The sequence below is a fragment of the Marinilactibacillus sp. Marseille-P9653 genome, from assembly GCF_916618885.1.
Lineage (GTDB): Bacteria > Bacillota > Bacilli > Lactobacillales > Carnobacteriaceae_A > Marinilactibacillus.
In genome coordinates this window covers 149,517-166,205 of the sequence record NZ_CAKAKH010000001.1, presented here as the reverse complement: position 1 = coordinate 166,205, position 16,689 = coordinate 149,517, and the positions used below count along the sequence as shown (strand labels likewise).

The following is a 16,689-nucleotide window of genomic DNA, read 5'->3' as shown; positions in this document are numbered from 1 at the left end:
TACATTTCTAAGTTTTTCTTTATTATACAATCGAGTAGCCAGATTGTCGAAAACGACTACAATCTATTGCATCATTTCATCTTATTTATACTCATAATAGTCTTGTGCATGGACAACTTCAAACCCAACCGACTCATATAATCCTAAAGCGCGGTCATTTTTTGTTTCCACATCCAGATGAACAGAATACCCCTTTTCGCTTTCTTGTATAACGATCGATTGTAGCACCTTGCGACCGATTCCTTTCTTTTGATACTTTGGCAAGATTGAAAATCCATAAATCCAAGCCTCCGTTTTTTCTCTTGTGACACGAATTTTACCGACTGACTCATTGTAAACTTCAATCATGAACACATCTGTATCTTCTTCGCCATTGATTCTACTTTCCATCTCTACTGCATCTTCTCTTAAAATATCAAAGGATTCTACATCAAGCTGAACCCGTCTATCTAAATCCGAAAGAGTCGCTTTGCGCAACACGAAACCGGTTGTCACCTCAAGAGGCTTTGGCTTCCATTTCATTTGGTGTTCCGTAAAAGCATAACTTGCTCTTCGTTTTTTCAAAAATTGTTTAGCTGATTGAGAACTAGCTGGTGCATTTAATAGAATTCTTTTATAGCCTTTCTCTCTCACGACCCGCATCGCTTCCGCAAATAACTGCGTGAAATAAGCCTTCTGGCGCTCACGAGGCTTCACCATCCCCGTCACTTCAACGGTTGACCCGAATGCGTACAAGCCTATAAAAGCAATCAGTTCATTCTCTTTATAATAAAGAAAATCGTTTTGGTCATCTTCGCGTGCACGCAGCATTTCCCAGTTTAGCTTGAGCTCTAACTCGTCGAAAGCCTCTACTTCTTTTTGAAGCTTTTCAATATCTAAAAGTTGCTGGTTTGTAAGCATATGTATCTCCTTAAAAAAATTTTTTATTTTTATCTAAAGCCTTAATGTCCACTTTTAACGATTGATAATATAAATCTAATTAACCAAAAAATAGTCATGCATAACCGAAGTTAGACATGACTATCTTAAATAAAGAACGATTATTCTTCAGGTTCCACTACTAGATAACGATGAGGTTCTTTGCCTTCAGAGTGTGTTTGGATACCTTGATGATGATTCAAAAAACGATGAATTAACTTTCTTTCGTGCGCAGGCATTGGTTCAAGAACAACTGGGCGTTTGGTGTGTTTCACTTTATCTGCTGTTCTTTTAGCTAACTGCTCAACGGTTTTTTGACGACGATCTCTATACGCTTCTGCATCCACTTTAGCGAAAAATTTCGAATCAGCAAGTTGATGTAATTGAATCTGAGCAAGCGTCTGTAAGCTGTTCAAAACCTTACCATGACGGCCAATGACTAAGCCAGCATCTTCTGTTTCTATATTGTACTGAACTTTTTTCCCTTGTCTTTGTACATGAACAGAAACATCTTCAATACCCATCTTATTTGTAACATCTTTCAAGTACTCCGCTACTTGCTGAATACCTTCAGCATCTTTTTGTTCAATTTCTCTTTGTTGTTCTTCAGAAATCGCCGGCTTCACTTCTTCAGAATCTTCTGTAGAAGCCATTACAAGTGGCTTCTCATCTGAGGATTGATTCCTAGTTTCTTCGACTTCTTCGGGACTTTCTGCAACGGGTTCTACAATTTCTTGGTCAGAAGATGGTTCTGTTCCTGTCTCACTTTCAACAAATAGAGGTTTTTCAGGAGCTGGTTTGTCCTTCGGCAAAATGTCTTCTGCAGAAAAAGAAGATTCAAATACACTTTTGATTCCACTTGTTGCTTGCTTTCTCTTAACAACGACGACCGCATCTTTTTGCCCAATTCCCAAAAACCCTTTTTTACCAGGTTCTGTTACTTCAATATCTGCTTGCTCTATTTTTAACCCCAAAGCTTTTAATCCTTTTTCGATTGCAGCTTCTGTTGTAGGTGCCTGTGCTGTATATTTATCAATCACGAATAATGCCCTCCGTTCAACGATAGGTATGTTTATTCAATCAAATCATATCAAACATGTACCTTAATTATTTTCTTACGTTACGCCCCAATTTTTGCGCTTTCTTCATAGCTCTTCTACGTTCACGTTCAGCTTCTCGCTCTTGTTCTTCCTTCAGTTCACGCTCTCGACGCGCTTTGAATGGATTTTGTAAAAGTACAGTCTGTAGTGCTGCAAATCCATTGGATGCTGCAAAGTAAAGTGCTAGCGCACTAGATAATCTGAATGTGATCAACACAATGAACAATGGCATAATGTATGTCATGACTTTTCCGCCAGCTTGCGGTCTTCCCATGCTCATCAAGTAGGAGTTTGCTAGTGTGAAGATACCGGCTAAAATCGGCAAGATCAAGTAAGGATCCGGTGCACCTAAGTTGACCCATAAGAAGTCGCCTGTTCTAAGAATCGGCGTTCTATTCACTGATTGATACAATGCGATAAAGACGGGCATCTGAATCAGCAATGGTAAGAATCCTAAATACGGATTAACGCCTGCATCTTTATAAAGTCTTTGTTGCTCTTCTCTTAATTTCTGTTGTGTTTCAGTATCTCTTGAAGAATATTGTTCTCTTAATTCTGTCATCTGCGGATTAATTTCGTTCATCTGTTGCATATTTTTCTGCTGGAAATGCGTGATTGGAATCAGCAAAGCACGAATAAATACTGTTACGAGGATAATCCCCATACCGTAACTATTATTGAATAGTCCAGATACCCAAATAATTAACTGAGCAAAATTATAAATTACGACGCCCTCCCAAAATCCTTCACTTTGAGCAGTAACATCGCTTGTACCACAAGCAGCTAAAACAAATACGACTGCAAGCATGCTGAACATCAATAGCAATCGCTTACGTTTTTTTACTATAGTAGACATTTCTTTCCTCTTTTCCAAAGTCTTGTGCGCTAGATTAATTATAAATCAAAACCAGCTTTTAGAACATCCTTATTTTAAAAATGATACACGTTCATTTACTCACTGATCGTCATTTTAGCCAGTTTCAAAACATGTAATAAGCTTTTTTTTACTTCAACATAAGACATACTAGTTGCTGGATTTCTTGCTATAACGAGAAAATCTCTCTCTTGTTTCAATAAATTTTCTTGATCGAACTCTGTCAGTGCGTGTCTGATTTTTCTTTTTACGGCATTACGAGTTGGTGCGTGACCTAATTTTTTACTAACAGAAATCCCTACTCTAAAATGGGCTTGATCTGGCTTTTCTAATACATAGACGACAAACTGGCGATTCGCCACAGACTTTCCTTTATGGAAGACTTTTTGAAAATCGGCTTCTTTTTTAACCCGGTAAGCTTTTCTCATGACCAGTCACCACCTGCCTTTACTTGATCCTTTTTCTCTATGATTCTTATCTCTACACTTTGACAACAAAAAAAGGCGACGCGCTCTTATTTTAATAAGAAGCTATCGTCGCCTTTTATTTCTTATGCTGAAATGCGTTTTCTACCTTTACGACGTCTTGCTTTCAATACTCTACGTCCGTTTTTTGTACTCATACGTTTACGGAAACCGTGTACTTTTTGACGCTTACGTTTTTTAGGTTGATATGTTAATCCTTGTTGTGACATTGATCATACACCTCCTGAATCATTGCTATATCTCTGTTTACTATTTAAAGGTTACAAAATGCTATCTAAATTTTGCATCATAACATAGACAGACTATATCAGTTTAAGAAAATAGATACCATTTGTCAAGTCTTCCTTTGTAATTTAACTGTTTGCTTTTAAATTTAGACACATTTTCAAATAATAAATAAGCTGATTTCATGCACATTTTTATCCACAGGACAGTTAGTAACTATATCTTTATTTTTAACTGTTAACAACTTTATACATGATTCACCCACAATTTCAGCCTGTGTATATAAAGTTATCCACAGGGTTTTCCGGAATGTTAACAACTCATTTGCAGATTGTTGTTATAGTGTTTATGAGTGTTAAGTTATCCACAATTCTTGTTGAGTATTTCTGCAAAACTTGAAACTATACACAAACCCTGTTCCCGTGTGGATAACTATTTTCAACAGGTTCTGAATTATTTATCAACAATTTCACTCAGTTGTGGAAAACTTATCTCATCCATGATAAAATAAAAAAACATTCATTGAGACGAGGAGGAACAGAATGAATAACCCGCATCCCTTGTGGATACATTTACAAGATAAATTTAAACAATCTCTATCTAAAGTTAGTTTTGATACATGGATCCAAAGCGCAAACCTCGTCCGAGTTACGGATAACTCCGTTACTATAGAAGTTCCGTCTACTTTGCATAAAGAATATTGGCAGAATAATCTGACTACCAGAATGGTAGAGTACCTTTATGAATATTTCGGCCGCGAAATTTCTCCACTTTTTGTAACCTCTGAAGAACAGGCTACACATGAAGAGAATGAAGAACCGCAGCAGAGAGAACCTTTTGATCAGATGAATATGGTTTCCAGTACTTTGAACAGCAAATATTCTTTTGACACTTTTGTTATCGGAAAAGGTAATCAAATGGCTCACGCAGCTGCATTAGTTGTCGCGGAAGAACCAGGAACGATCTATAATCCACTTTTTTTCTACGGTGGCGTAGGACTCGGAAAAACTCATTTGATGCACGCGATTGGGCATCAGTATTTACAGATCAATCCAAATGCTAAAATCAAATATGTATCAAGTGAAAATTTTGCAAATGACTTCATTAATTCTATTCAAAATAGAACGCAAGAAAAATTTAGAAGACAGTATAGAAATGTAGATCTTCTATTAGTAGATGATATCCAGTTTTTTGCTGACAAAGAAGGTACTCAGGAAGAGTTTTTCCACACCTTTAACGCACTTTACGATGATCGTAAGCAAATCGTATTGACTAGTGACCGACTACCAAATGAAATACCAAAACTTCAAGAAAGACTGGTTTCTAGATTTGCTTGGGGACTATCCGTTGATATTACACCTCCGGATCTTGAAACAAGAATCGCAATTCTTAGAAAAAAAGCCAATGCAGAAGGACTTGAAATTCCAAATGATACATTGAGCTACATCGCCGGACAAATTGATTCAAATATTCGTGAATTAGAAGGTGCTTTGGTTAGAGTACAAGCTTATTCAGCTATCCAAAGAAATGATATTACGACGAGTCTAGCCGCAGATGCACTCAAGAGTATGGTCAAGAAAGACAAGAATCAAGATATTTCAATCGCAACGATTCAGCAAACAGTCAGTAAGTTTTATCAGATTTCACTTGTTGATTTAAAAGGCAAAAAGCGCGTTCGTCAAATCGTTCTTCCAAGACAGATTGCAATGTATCTATCTAGAGAAATGACAAATAACTCTTTACCTAAAATCGGAAAAGAGTTTGGTGGTAAAGATCATACTACGGTTATTCACGCGTACGAAAAAATCGAGCAGGCAATCAAAAAAGATGCCGACTTGAAACATGAAATTGAACAGATCAAAAAGAGTCTGCAATAATTTTTTTATTATACCTAGGATTTCCACCTGTGTATAACCTGATACTTTCTACACAAAGTTACCCACAGGTTATCCACAAGTGGAAAACTTTTGTCTCTAAGGGTTTTTTAGCTTTTCCACAGTATACACAGGCCCTACTACTATTACTATATTATTTATATAAATATATATAGGCATTCTGCCAGAATTAAAGATGATTCAAAAACATGAAACAACAGCACATTATGCTATACTTACAATAAGAAAAATGCACGGAGGGATTCTATGAAATTTTCTATCAAACGAACGGCTTTTCTAAAAAAATTGAGAGATGTTCAACTTGCAGTATCTTCAAGAACGACAATTCCGATATTAACAGGAATCAAATTGGTTGCAGATGCAGAAGGCGTTAAACTGACCGGTAGTAACTCTGATATCTCAATTGAAACCATTATTTCAGTTCATGATGAAAAAGCTGAATTGAAAATTGAAGAAGAAGGTAGTATTGTTTTACAACCTGCTCGTTTCTTCAGTGACATTGTAAACAAGTTGCCAGATGAAACATTCTCTATTGAGGTAATGGATCGCGTTCAAACGGCCATCACTTCAGCTTCCTCTTCTTTTATTATCAATGGACTGGATGCAGCTAATTATCCACACCTACCAGAAATCGATACGGACCAAGCATTTACTTTACCCGTTCAGTTGTTGAAAACTATTGTTAAACAAACCGTTATTGCGGTATCTTCACATGAAAGTCGTCCGATATTAACAGGCGTGAATCTTTCTTTAAAAGAAGGCAGACTAAAAGCCGTTGCTACAGATAGTCACCGCTTAAGTCAAAGAGTCATTCCTTTAGAATCTGCTGGAGATTTCTCTTACAACATTGTAATCCCTGGAAAGAGTCTTCAAGAATTATCAAGATTACTAGATGATTCTCTTGATGAAATTACAGTTGCGATTGCAGAAAACCAGATTTTATTCAAAACAGAAGATACACATTTCTATTCAAGACTTTTAGAAGGGAACTATCCGGATACAGATCGCCTGATTCCTGATGCTTCTTCTACACAGATCACACTAGACGCACAAGTTCTTCTAGGTGCTGTAGAGCGTGCTTCTCTTTTATCACATGAAGGTAAAAACAATGTGGTTAAATTATCAGTGAAGCAAAATGAATTGGAAATAACCGGAAACTCCCCAGAAGTCGGAAGAGTGAATGAAGATGTGTCCTTCAAACAGATCGAAGGAGAAGAAATGGAAATCTCATTCAATCCTGATTATCTGAAAGCTGCGCTGAATACATTTGGTGCTGTTGAAATTACGATAAAACTCATTTCAACTTTGAGACCTTTTGTATTGGTTCCAAGTGATGATAACAGAGAATTTATCCAGTTAATTACACCAATTCGTACATCTTAAGATCCTAAACAAAAATCCTACTGAGTCGATCTGGTCTATATGGACCCGATACTCAGTAGGATTTTTTTGTCTGACAGATTTTTTTAAGACGAAAACAGATAAAAATACACAAATTTACATTCTGAGCGTATTTCGAGTAAAAATATCATTTTTCTTTTTATCTATCAAAAATCTATCAGAGGCCATTATTTTCCGTCAAAATTTGTATTAGCCTCTTTTTTGGGGTATAATAGAGAAAGAATAGTATGAAAAAAATCGTAGAGTTTTGTGACGTATTTTTTACTTTAAGGAGCCGATAAAAGGTGCATACCCCAATTCAAATAGAAGAAGTGTATATTACATTAGGCCAATTTCTGAAACACGCGAATGTGATCTCAAGTGGAGGAATGGCTAAGCCGTTTCTAGAGCAGTTTGAAGTCTTTGTTAACGGAGAACCTGAAAACAGACGAGGAAAGAAACTTTATGACGGTACAGTAGTAGATATTCCAGAAGTAGGTAGTTTTGTAGTTGAATCTTTAAAACATGAGGACGCCTGATGTATTTAAAAGACCTCCAACTAAGAGGTTACCGCAACTACGATAAAGCCGAAGCTGTATTTTCTCAGAATATCAATGTGTTTCTGGGAGAAAATGCTCAGGGCAAAACGAATATGATGGAAAGTATCTATGTACTCGCGATGGCCAGAAGCCACCGTACAGCAAACGATAAGGAATTGATCGGTTGGGATCAGGAATTTGCAAAAGTAACGGGTCGAATCGAAAAATCGCAAGGTGGCTTCCCACTGGAGATTATTCTCTCCAAAAAAGGAAAGAAAGCAAAACTGAATCATCTAGAACAAAAAAAGCTCAGTGCCTATATTGGTCATCTGAACGTTATTTTGTTTGCGCCAGAAGACTTGTCTCTTGTCAAAGGATCGCCTTCTGTTAGAAGAAAGTTTCTGGATATGGAGATGGGGCAGATGAGCCCGATTTATCTTCACCATCTTGTTGAGTATCAAAAGATGCTCAAGCAGCGTAACCAGTATCTGAAACAAGCGAGATTCAAAAATAAAATCGATCAGACCTATTTAGATGTCTTAACAGATCAGCTAGCTGCAGAAGGTGCAGAAGTTCTTACTGAGCGATTTAAATTCACCAAGCGCCTGCAGGAATGGGCTGAACCGATACACAAATCTATTTCTCAGGAAAAAGAACAGTTACGTATCGAATACGCATCCTCTATACCGGTTAATTCTGAACAAGATAAAAACCAACTGATGCAAGACTTGTTGGAGCAATTCAGCAAGAATCAGCAAAGAGAGCTAGATCAAGGAACCACAGTAAGTGGCCCCCACAGAGATGACCTCCGTTTTTACATCAACGACAAAAATGTCCAGACTTATGGATCTCAAGGACAGCAGCGAACGACTGCACTTAGCGTGAAACTTGCAGAAATTGAATTAATGTTCGAAATGACGGGAGAATATCCTGTCTTATTACTCGACGACGTATTAAGTGAGCTAGACGATGATCGACAAACGCACTTGCTTAAATCCATTCAAGACAAGGTTCAGACATTTTTGACAACGACGAGTTTGGACGGAGTAAAAAAAGAATTATTGAATGACCCGCGGATTTTTAATGTATCAGATGGGCAGATTAAAATGGAGAGTGAATAAACTTGGCAGATGAACAATTGACTCCAAAAGAAGTCGTAGAAATACGCGAAGAATACGATGCAAGTCAGATTCAAGTACTGGAAGGTCTAGAAGCTGTTAGAAAAAGACCCGGAATGTATATCGGATCGACAGGTGAAGCAGGACTACATCACCTAGTATGGGAAATTGTAGATAACTCAATAGATGAAGCTATGGCAGGTCACGCTGATAAGATTGAGATTGTCATTGAACCCGACAACATCGTAACCGTTACAGATGACGGACGAGGTATCCCAATCGATATCCAGCAAAAAACAGGTCGTCCAGCAGTAGAAACGGTCTTTACGATCTTGCATGCTGGTGGTAAATTCGGCGGCGGCGGATATAAAGTATCTGGAGGATTGCACGGTGTAGGTTCATCTGTAGTAAATGCTTTGTCGGAGTACCTTGAAGTGAACGTCCATAAAAATGGAAAAGTCTACAATCAGCGCTATGAACGTGGTGCAGTGATGTATGACCTTAAAGAAACGGGTACAACGGACAAACGTGGAACAGAAGTAGTCTTCAAAGCAGATGCAGAAATTTTCAAAGAGACAACTGTTTATGATTTCCATAAATTATCGACTCGTGTAAGAGAATTGGCTTTCTTGAATAAAGGATTAAATATCTCGATTGAAGATCGCAGAGGAGAAGAGCCTGTACGCTTGGATTACCGTTATGAAGGCGGAATTCAAAGCTACGTAAGCTATTTGAATCAGACAAAAACCAATTTATACGAAGAGCCGATTTTCCTTGAAGGAGAACAAGAAGGTATCGTTGTAGAAGTAGCCTTACAACATACAGATGGCTTCCATATGAATATTATGAGCTTTGCAAATAATATCCACACCTATGAAGGTGGGATGCATGAGTCAGGATTCAAAACTGCTTTAACGCGAATCATCAACGACTATGCTCGCAGAAACAAGATTTTAAAAGAAAATGACGATAATCTGACTGGTGAAGATGTTCGAGAGGGCTTGACTGTCGTACTCAGTATCAAACATCCAGATCCACAGTTTGAAGGACAGACAAAAACAAAACTGGGTAACTCAGAAGTGCGTACAATTACGGACCGACTATTCAGTGAGCATTTTGATCGCTTCTTAATGGAAAATCCGACTGTTGGTAGACAGATTATTGAAAAAGCCTTGTTGGCAGCACGTGCGCGCTTGGCAGCTAAACGTGCCAGAGAAGTTACGCGTAAGAAAAATGGTTTGGAAATCAGCAACCTTCCAGGAAAACTGGCTGACTGTTCTTCTAAAGATCCTGAAAAATCAGAAATTTTCATTGTTGAGGGAGACTCCGCTGGAGGTTCTGCAAAACAAGGAAGATCAAGACTATTTCAGGCGATTTTACCCATCAGGGGTAAGATTTTGAACGTAGAAAAAGCTTCTATTGACCGTATTTTAGCCAATGAAGAAATCCGTTCGTTGTTTACAGCGATGGGTACAGGATTCGGCGAAGAATTTGAAATCGATAAAACAAGATATCATAAACTGATTATCATGACAGATGCGGATGTAGATGGTGCGCATATTCGTACACTGCTACTCACACTGATTTTCAGATATATGAGACCCGTTATCGAAGCAGGATTCGTATATATCGCTCAGCCACCTTTGTATCAAGTCAAACAAGGTAAAAAAGAAGTTTACTTGGATACAGATAAACAATTAGAAGCATACTTGAAAGAAATTCCACCAACACCAAAACCAGACATTCAGCGTTACAAAGGTCTAGGGGAGATGGATGCGGAACAACTTTGGGATACAACAATGAATCCTGAGAACCGTCGCTTACTCCAAGTAACCGTTGAAGATGCCATTGAAGCGGATATGGTATTTGATATGTTGATGGGTGAAAAAGTAGAGCCTCGTCGCGTGTTCATTGAAGATAACGCTCAATATGTTCAAAATATTGATATTTAAGTTAGGATCACTAAATAATCTATCAAAACAACTATACCGTGTGCAAAATTCTCTGTCTTGACGTTGACACACGGTATTTAAGTTGTAAAAAGCTCGATGAAAACAAGGAGGAACAAATACTTGGCTGAAAATAGAGAAGCACGCATGGAATCGATCAATCTTGCTAGTGAAATGAAAAATTCATTTCTAGATTATGCAATGAGTGTTATTGTTTCCCGTGCCTTACCTGATGTTCGAGATGGTCTGAAACCTGTTCACCGCCGTATTCTTTACGGAATGAATGAATTAGGTATGACACCCGACAAAGCTTACAAAAAATCTGCTCGTATCGTTGGAGACGTAATGGGTAAGTATCACCCCCACGGTGACTCTGCGATTTATGAATCCATGGTGCGTATGGCACAAGACTTCAGTTATCGTAACCCTCTAGTTGACGGACACGGAAACTTTGGTTCAATAGATGGCGATAGTGCAGCAGCAATGCGTTATACAGAAGCGAAAATGAGTAAGATCGCTATGGAAATGCTTAGAGATATCAATAAAGATACGATTGACTATCACGATAACTATGATGGTTCTGAAAGAGAACCAGATGTCTTGCCTGCAAGATTTCCGAATTTACTGGTAAACGGTGCTTCTGGAATTGCGGTAGGAATGGCTACAAATATTCCTCCACATAACTTAAGAGAAGTGATTGCTGCTTGTCGTATGTTGATGGACAACAGTGAAGCAACAGTGGCTGAATTGATGGAAGTATTACCTGGACCGGATTTCCCGACAGGTGCGATGGTGTTAGGTAAGTCTGGTATTCGAAAAGCATACGAGACTGGTCGTGGATCAATCAAAGTTCGTGCAAAAGCACATATTGACATACTTAAAAATGGTCGTGAACGCATTATCGTTGATGAACTGCCTTATTTAGTCAATAAAGCAAAACTAGTAGAACGTATAGCTGAATTAGCTCGAGATAAGCGCATTGAGGGCATTACAGACTTAACAGATGAATCAGATAGAGATGGTATGCGCGTGGTCATAGAAGTCCGTAGAGACGTCTCAGCGAGCGTTATACTGAACAATTTGTATAAGTTGACACCGATGCAAACCTCTTTTGGATTCAATATGCTTGCAATTGTAAATGGTATCCCTAAAACGCTTGGAATAGTAGAGATACTAACAGAGTATTTAAAACACCAAAGAATCGTTATCCGTAGAAGAACAGAATACGATAAGCGCAAAGCAGAAGCGCGCGCACATATTCTAGAAGGCCTGCGTATTGCACTGGATCACATCGATGAAATCATCTCAATCATTAGAGGTTCTCAAACTGGCCAAATTGCTAAAGAGACTTTGATGGAAAGATTCGACCTTTCTGAACGTCAATCACAAGCAATACTTGATATGCGTATGGTCCGTTTAACAGGACTAGAAAGAGAGAAAATCGAAGGCGAATATCAAGAACTGATTTCTACAATTGATGATTTAACAGATATTCTGGCTCGTCCAGAACGTGTAAATGAAATCATCGAAGTAGAGCTGGAAGAAATTTCTGAAAAGCATGGCGATGATCGCCGTACAGAACTTCTAGTTGGTGAATTATTAAGCCTTGAAGATGAAGATTTGATTGAAGAAGAAGAGATTGCGATTACCTTATCTCACAATGGATATATGAAACGCATGGCCATTTCAGAGTTTAAAGCTCAAAACCGAGGCGGTAGAGGCGTGAAAGGTATGGGGACGAATACAGATGACTTTGTAGAGACCTTATTAACCTGTTCGACGCATGATTTACTCTTATTCTTTACGAATACTGGTAAAGTATACAAAGCTAAAGGATATGAGATTCCAGAATACGGCCGTACAGCTAAAGGTATTCCGGCAATTAACTTCCTGGGTATAGATAATAGCGAGAAAATTCAAGCCATTATCAATATGCGTGGAGAAGCGAAAGAAAATGAACACTTATTCTTTACAACTCGTAAAGGGACTGTCAAACGTACAGCCTTAAGTGAATTCATGAATATTCGTACAAGCGGATTAAGAGCCATCGTCTTAAGAGAAGAAGATGAATTGATCGATGTGTCCATGACTAATGGAGATCAAAACATTATTATCGGTACACGAGATGGTTATGCTGTTAGCTTCCATGAAACAAAAGTAAGAAGTATGGGTAGAGCAGCTGCAGGTGTCCGAGGAATCAACTTAAGAGCTGACGATGATGTAGTCGGAATGGATCTCTTAAACGAAGATTCAGAGGTATTGATCATCACAGAAAATGGATACGGTAAGAGAACGGCTGCTAGCGAGTATGCTATTCGTGGTCGAGGCGGTAAAGGTGTTAAAACAGCCAACGTTACTGAGAAGAACGGTCCTCTAATCGGTCTTAAAACAGTAGATGGACATGAAGATATCATGTTGATTACAAACGGTGGAGTCGTTATTCGATTCCACGCTACAAATATTTCTCAGACAGGCCGAGCAACTCAAGGTGTTCGATTGATGCGTCTGGAAGAAGGCAATAAAGTATCCACACTCGCTAAAGTAGAACCTCAAGAAGAGGAAGAACTTGAAGTGAGCGAAGTGGAAGATCCGACAGTAGAAATACTAGAAGATAACCTTGAAACTGAAACAGAAGATCATACTGAAGAGTAGTATGATTTCTAAAAATTAAATGATCGTCGTTCTATTCGGTTTGATCAAGCTGAATAGAATGATGGTTTTTTTATTTAAAATCATACAAATTACTAAAATAATGTTGCTTAAGATATCCCGTTATGCTATAATTGTTCGGAGTGAGTACTCTTTAGAGAATACTCTCCTTGCTCTTTCAAATGAGAGGGCCAAAGTCCATAAGGAGGTGACAGTCAACGATGAGTCAATCAGCGAAATATGAAATTTTATATATTATCCGTCCAAATATCGAAGAAGATAACAAAAAAGCGTTAGTAGAACGTTTCGAAACAATCTTAAAAGATAATGGTGCTGAAGTTACTGAATCAAAAGACTGGGCGAAACGTCGTTTTGCATATGAGATCAAAGGATACCGAGAAGGTACTTACCGCTTGGTAAATATTGTATCTGAAGATGCAGCAGCAATTAACGAATTCGAACGTCTAGCTCGTATTAACGAAGATATTCTTCGTCATATGATCGTACGTTTGGAAGACTAATATGTTTCACGTGAAACATATAGGTGTTGCAAAGTAATGATGTAGAAAGGAGCCCAACCAATGATTAATAATGTCGTACTAGTTGGAAGATTAACTCGTGACGCTGAATTACGTTATACAGGTAGTGGTACAGCTGTAGCTTCTTTTTCTATAGCGGTTGAACGTACTTTTACAAACGCTCAAGGAGAAAGAGAAACAGATTTCATTAACTGTGTAGCTTGGAGAAAAACTGCAGAAATTATTTCTAATTTCACTCGCAAAGGTTCTCTGGTCGGTGTAACGGGACGTATTCAAACACGTAATTACACAAACAATGAAGGTCGTAAAGTATATATTACCGAAGTTGTCTGTGAAAATTTCCAAATGTTGGAACCTAAGTCTGTAACAGATAAACGTAGTCAAAATGACAACGATTCTTCTGGATCAGGGTCAAGTTACTCTAACAATAATGCAAATTATTCAAATCAGAACAATTATTCTCAACAGAATAATAGTCAAGCTCCTGGAAATAATCAGAACAAAAACAATTTTGCAAACTTCGATGAGGATCCATTTGAAAAAAATGACGATCCAATTGATATTTCAGATGACGATTTACCGTTTTGATTCATAACTAAAGAAGGAGGAGTATAAAATGGCAGGACGCAGAGGCGGCAAGAAGCGCCGGAAAGTTGATTTCTTTGCAGCAAACCATATCGAATATATTGATTATAAAGATACTGATTTGTTGAAACGTTTCATTTCTGAACGCGGTAAAATTTTACCACGTCGTGTAACTGGAACTTATGCAAAGAACCAACGTAAATTAACTAAAGCAATCAAACGTTCACGTATCATGGGATTACTTCCATTCGTAACTGAAGATTAAATAGATATTTAAAATCGTAGCAGATTATCTGTTGCGATTTTTTTATTTCGAATGTTTCACGTGAAACAATCAGGTAGTAACCTTTTCTGTCAGTCTAGAATAAAAAGACAAAAAATGTTAAGATATAGTAGTCTAAATATTGAAACAGAGGAGACAATATGAAAAGAGTCAATGAAGAAGAATCTCTTCCAAGGTTCCTAGATCGACCATTCATGCGCATGATGATTCTATTTGCCATTTTAGCTATCGTAGTATTAACGATACTTAGTTTTATTGCTAATGTGTGGGTAGGCATGCTCATGCTTTTAATCGCAGTGACAATCTTTTTGGTAGCCTGGAGATTCGGAAAAGAATACGTAGAAGAACTGAATTCTTATATATTAAATCTATCTTATAGAATTAAGCGTGGAGAACAAGAAGCCTTAATTAAGATGCCTATTGGAATAATACTAATCAATCAGAATGAAGAGGTCGATTGGGTTAATCCTAACATGCAAACTCAGTTGTTTAGTGAAGAGAGCGTGCTAGGGAAACATATTAGTGAAGTCAACGAAGACATCTATAAACAAATTAAGAACTCGGGTGAAACAAAGACTGAGTTACTTGAATGGAATAATAAGATATTCCAGATAATTGTACAGGAAGACATCCATGCAATTTATTTAATGGATATTACGGAATATGCTCAAGTGAAAGTGAAATATGAAGAAGCGAGACCCGTTGTAGGCTGGCTCTTTCTTGATAATTACGATGAAGTCGTTCAAGGGCTTGATGACCGTGGAGTATCAGGATTTAATAGTTTGCTGACAACCTATTTATCAAATTGGGGTAAGCAACATAGTATTTTTTACAAAAAAACTTCTGAAGATAAATACTTCCTTTTATTAAATAGAAGTGAGCTAGAAAGAATAGAAAATGAAAAATTCAATATCATAGACAATATTAGAGATAGAACGTCAAAACGTAATTTACCGCTTACAATCAGTATAGGCATTGCTTATGGAGATGATGACTTTGATAAACTTGCTGAACTGGCACAAAGCAATCTGGACTTAGCCCTAGGTCGTGGTGGAGATCAAGCTATCGTTAAAGAGGTTGATCAAGAACCAAGATACTATGGTGGTAAAACGAATCCGATGGAAAAACGTACAAGAGTACGTTCGAGAATGATTAGTCAAGCTATGCAAGAATTAATCAAAGGAAGCGATCAAGTGTTCGTTATGGGCCATAAGAACCCAGATATGGATGCTATCGGATCTTCGCTAGGTATAGCCCGTATTTCCATGATGCTTAAAAAGAAATGCTGGGTCGTTATTGATCAAGATGACTTAAGTAATGATGTAGGCAAGCTGATGAATGAAATTGAGAAACAAAACCAAGTGAATCAGAATATCATTTCTCCTGCCGAAGCTCAAAATATCATTACAGAAAATGATTTAGTTGTTTTAGTAGATCATCATAAACCTTTGCTATCCATTGCACCAAACTTGCTTAAGAAAACGAAGAAAAATATTGTTATCGATCATCATAGACGTGGAGAAGAGTTTACCGAAAATCCATTACTTGTCTATATTGAACCATACGCTTCTTCAACAGCCGAACTGATTACAGAGTTGTTCGAATATGTATCGTCGGATGGTGAACCAATCAACCGTATTGAAGCGACTGCCATGCTAGGTGGTATTATTGTAGACACGAATAACTTTAGCTTACGTACCGGTTCAAGGACATTTGATGCTGCTAGCTACTTGCAGTCAGTCGGAGCAAATTCTACAATGATTCAGAGATTACTGAAAGAAGATCCAGAAACTTATCTGAGACGTAGTAAGTTAATTGAAACAATTGAGTTTGTTCATGAAGGTGTGGCGGTTGCACATGGAAAGGATCAACAGATTTATCCGCCTGTTACATCAGCACAAACTGCGGATACGATGTTGAGTATATCAGGTGTTGAAGCAGCCTTTGTTATTACAAAACGTTCAGATGATATGGTTGGAATCAGTGCAAGAAGTCTAGGTAAGATCAATGTACAGATCATCATGGAAAGAATGGGTGGAGGCGGACACTTGTCCAATGCAGCTACTCAAATAGATGGAAAATCAGTACAAGAAGTAAGAGAAGAATTAATAGCACAAATTAAAACAGCATTTGAATAATTTAAATAAGAG

At 37.8% G+C, this 16,689-nt stretch carries 15 protein-coding genes; 10 read left to right on the top strand and 5 right to left on the bottom strand.

The features are described 5' to 3' along the window. Nucleotides 1-81 precede the first annotated feature (81 nt). From LG377_RS00895 to rpmH, 5 genes are all read right to left on the bottom strand, one after another. Complete coding sequence (locus LG377_RS00895) at nucleotides 82-900, bottom strand: GNAT family N-acetyltransferase (protein ID WP_225742852.1); 819 nt, start codon at nucleotides 898-900, stop codon at nucleotides 82-84. 140 nt (nucleotides 901-1,040) lie between these two features. Further along, nucleotides 1,041-1,958, bottom strand: coding sequence for an RNA-binding cell elongation regulator Jag/EloR (gene jag, locus LG377_RS00890; RefSeq protein ID WP_225742851.1), 918 nt, complete (start codon nucleotides 1,956-1,958; stop codon nucleotides 1,041-1,043). Between the two features lie 67 nt (nucleotides 1,959-2,025). Next, nucleotides 2,026-2,874 (bottom strand): membrane protein insertase YidC, encoded by an 849-nt coding sequence (yidC, locus tag LG377_RS00885; protein WP_225742850.1) that lies wholly within the window; start codon nucleotides 2,872-2,874, stop codon nucleotides 2,026-2,028. A 95-nt stretch (nucleotides 2,875-2,969) separates the two neighbouring features. Next, nucleotides 2,970-3,320, bottom strand: coding sequence for a ribonuclease P protein component (rnpA, locus tag LG377_RS00880; RefSeq protein WP_225742849.1), 351 nt, complete (start codon nucleotides 3,318-3,320; stop codon nucleotides 2,970-2,972). 122 nt (nucleotides 3,321-3,442) lie between these two features. Then, complete coding sequence (rpmH, locus tag LG377_RS00875) at nucleotides 3,443-3,586, bottom strand: 50S ribosomal protein L34 (RefSeq protein ID WP_072693642.1); 144 nt, start codon at nucleotides 3,584-3,586, stop codon at nucleotides 3,443-3,445. 558 nt (nucleotides 3,587-4,144) lie between these two features. Here rpmH and dnaA point away from each other — a divergent pair. The 10 genes from dnaA (at nucleotide 4,145) to LG377_RS00825 (ending at nucleotide 16,677) form a co-directional block, all read left to right on the top strand. Further along, complete coding sequence (dnaA, locus tag LG377_RS00870) at nucleotides 4,145-5,479, top strand: chromosomal replication initiator protein DnaA (RefSeq protein WP_225742848.1); 1,335 nt, start codon at nucleotides 4,145-4,147, stop codon at nucleotides 5,477-5,479. A gap of 264 nt (nucleotides 5,480-5,743) precedes the next feature. Beyond that, nucleotides 5,744-6,880, top strand: coding sequence for a DNA polymerase III subunit beta (dnaN, locus tag LG377_RS00865; protein ID WP_225742847.1), 1,137 nt, complete (start codon nucleotides 5,744-5,746; stop codon nucleotides 6,878-6,880). 302 nt (nucleotides 6,881-7,182) lie between these two features. Continuing rightward, the gene (gene yaaA, locus LG377_RS00860) at nucleotides 7,183-7,416 is read left to right on the top strand and encodes a S4 domain-containing protein YaaA (RefSeq protein ID WP_225742846.1); all 234 of its coding nucleotides are present in this window, start codon (nucleotides 7,183-7,185) and stop codon (nucleotides 7,414-7,416) included. After that, nucleotides 7,416-8,537 (top strand): DNA replication/repair protein RecF, encoded by a 1,122-nt coding sequence (gene recF / locus LG377_RS00855; RefSeq protein ID WP_225742845.1) that lies wholly within the window; start codon nucleotides 7,416-7,418, stop codon nucleotides 8,535-8,537. Before yaaA ends, recF begins: the two co-directional genes overlap by 1 nt. Nucleotides 8,538-8,554: 17 nt before the next feature. Continuing rightward, complete coding sequence (gene gyrB, locus LG377_RS00850) at nucleotides 8,555-10,486, top strand: DNA topoisomerase (ATP-hydrolyzing) subunit B (protein ID WP_370632556.1); 1,932 nt, start codon at nucleotides 8,555-8,557, stop codon at nucleotides 10,484-10,486. A 144-nt stretch (nucleotides 10,487-10,630) separates the two neighbouring features. Continuing rightward, nucleotides 10,631-13,135, top strand: a complete 2,505-nt coding sequence (gene gyrA / locus LG377_RS00845) for a DNA gyrase subunit A (RefSeq protein ID WP_225744605.1) — start codon at nucleotides 10,631-10,633, stop codon at nucleotides 13,133-13,135. Between the two features lie 218 nt (nucleotides 13,136-13,353). Continuing rightward, on the top strand, nucleotides 13,354-13,653 hold the full coding sequence (gene rpsF / locus LG377_RS00840; RefSeq protein WP_225742843.1) for a 30S ribosomal protein S6: 300 nt from the start codon (nucleotides 13,354-13,356) through the stop codon (nucleotides 13,651-13,653). A 60-nt stretch (nucleotides 13,654-13,713) separates the two neighbouring features. Next, the gene (gene ssb, locus LG377_RS00835) at nucleotides 13,714-14,259 is read left to right on the top strand and encodes a single-stranded DNA-binding protein (RefSeq protein WP_225742842.1); all 546 of its coding nucleotides are present in this window, start codon (nucleotides 13,714-13,716) and stop codon (nucleotides 14,257-14,259) included. Nucleotides 14,260-14,287: 28 nt separating this feature from the next. Beyond that, the gene (gene rpsR, locus LG377_RS00830) at nucleotides 14,288-14,521 is read left to right on the top strand and encodes a 30S ribosomal protein S18 (protein ID WP_225742841.1); all 234 of its coding nucleotides are present in this window, start codon (nucleotides 14,288-14,290) and stop codon (nucleotides 14,519-14,521) included. Nucleotides 14,522-14,679: 158 nt separating this feature from the next. Beyond that, entirely contained in the window at nucleotides 14,680-16,677 is a 1,998-nt protein-coding gene (locus tag LG377_RS00825) for a DHH family phosphoesterase (RefSeq protein WP_305067540.1), read from the top strand. Nucleotides 16,678-16,689 lie beyond the last annotated feature (12 nt).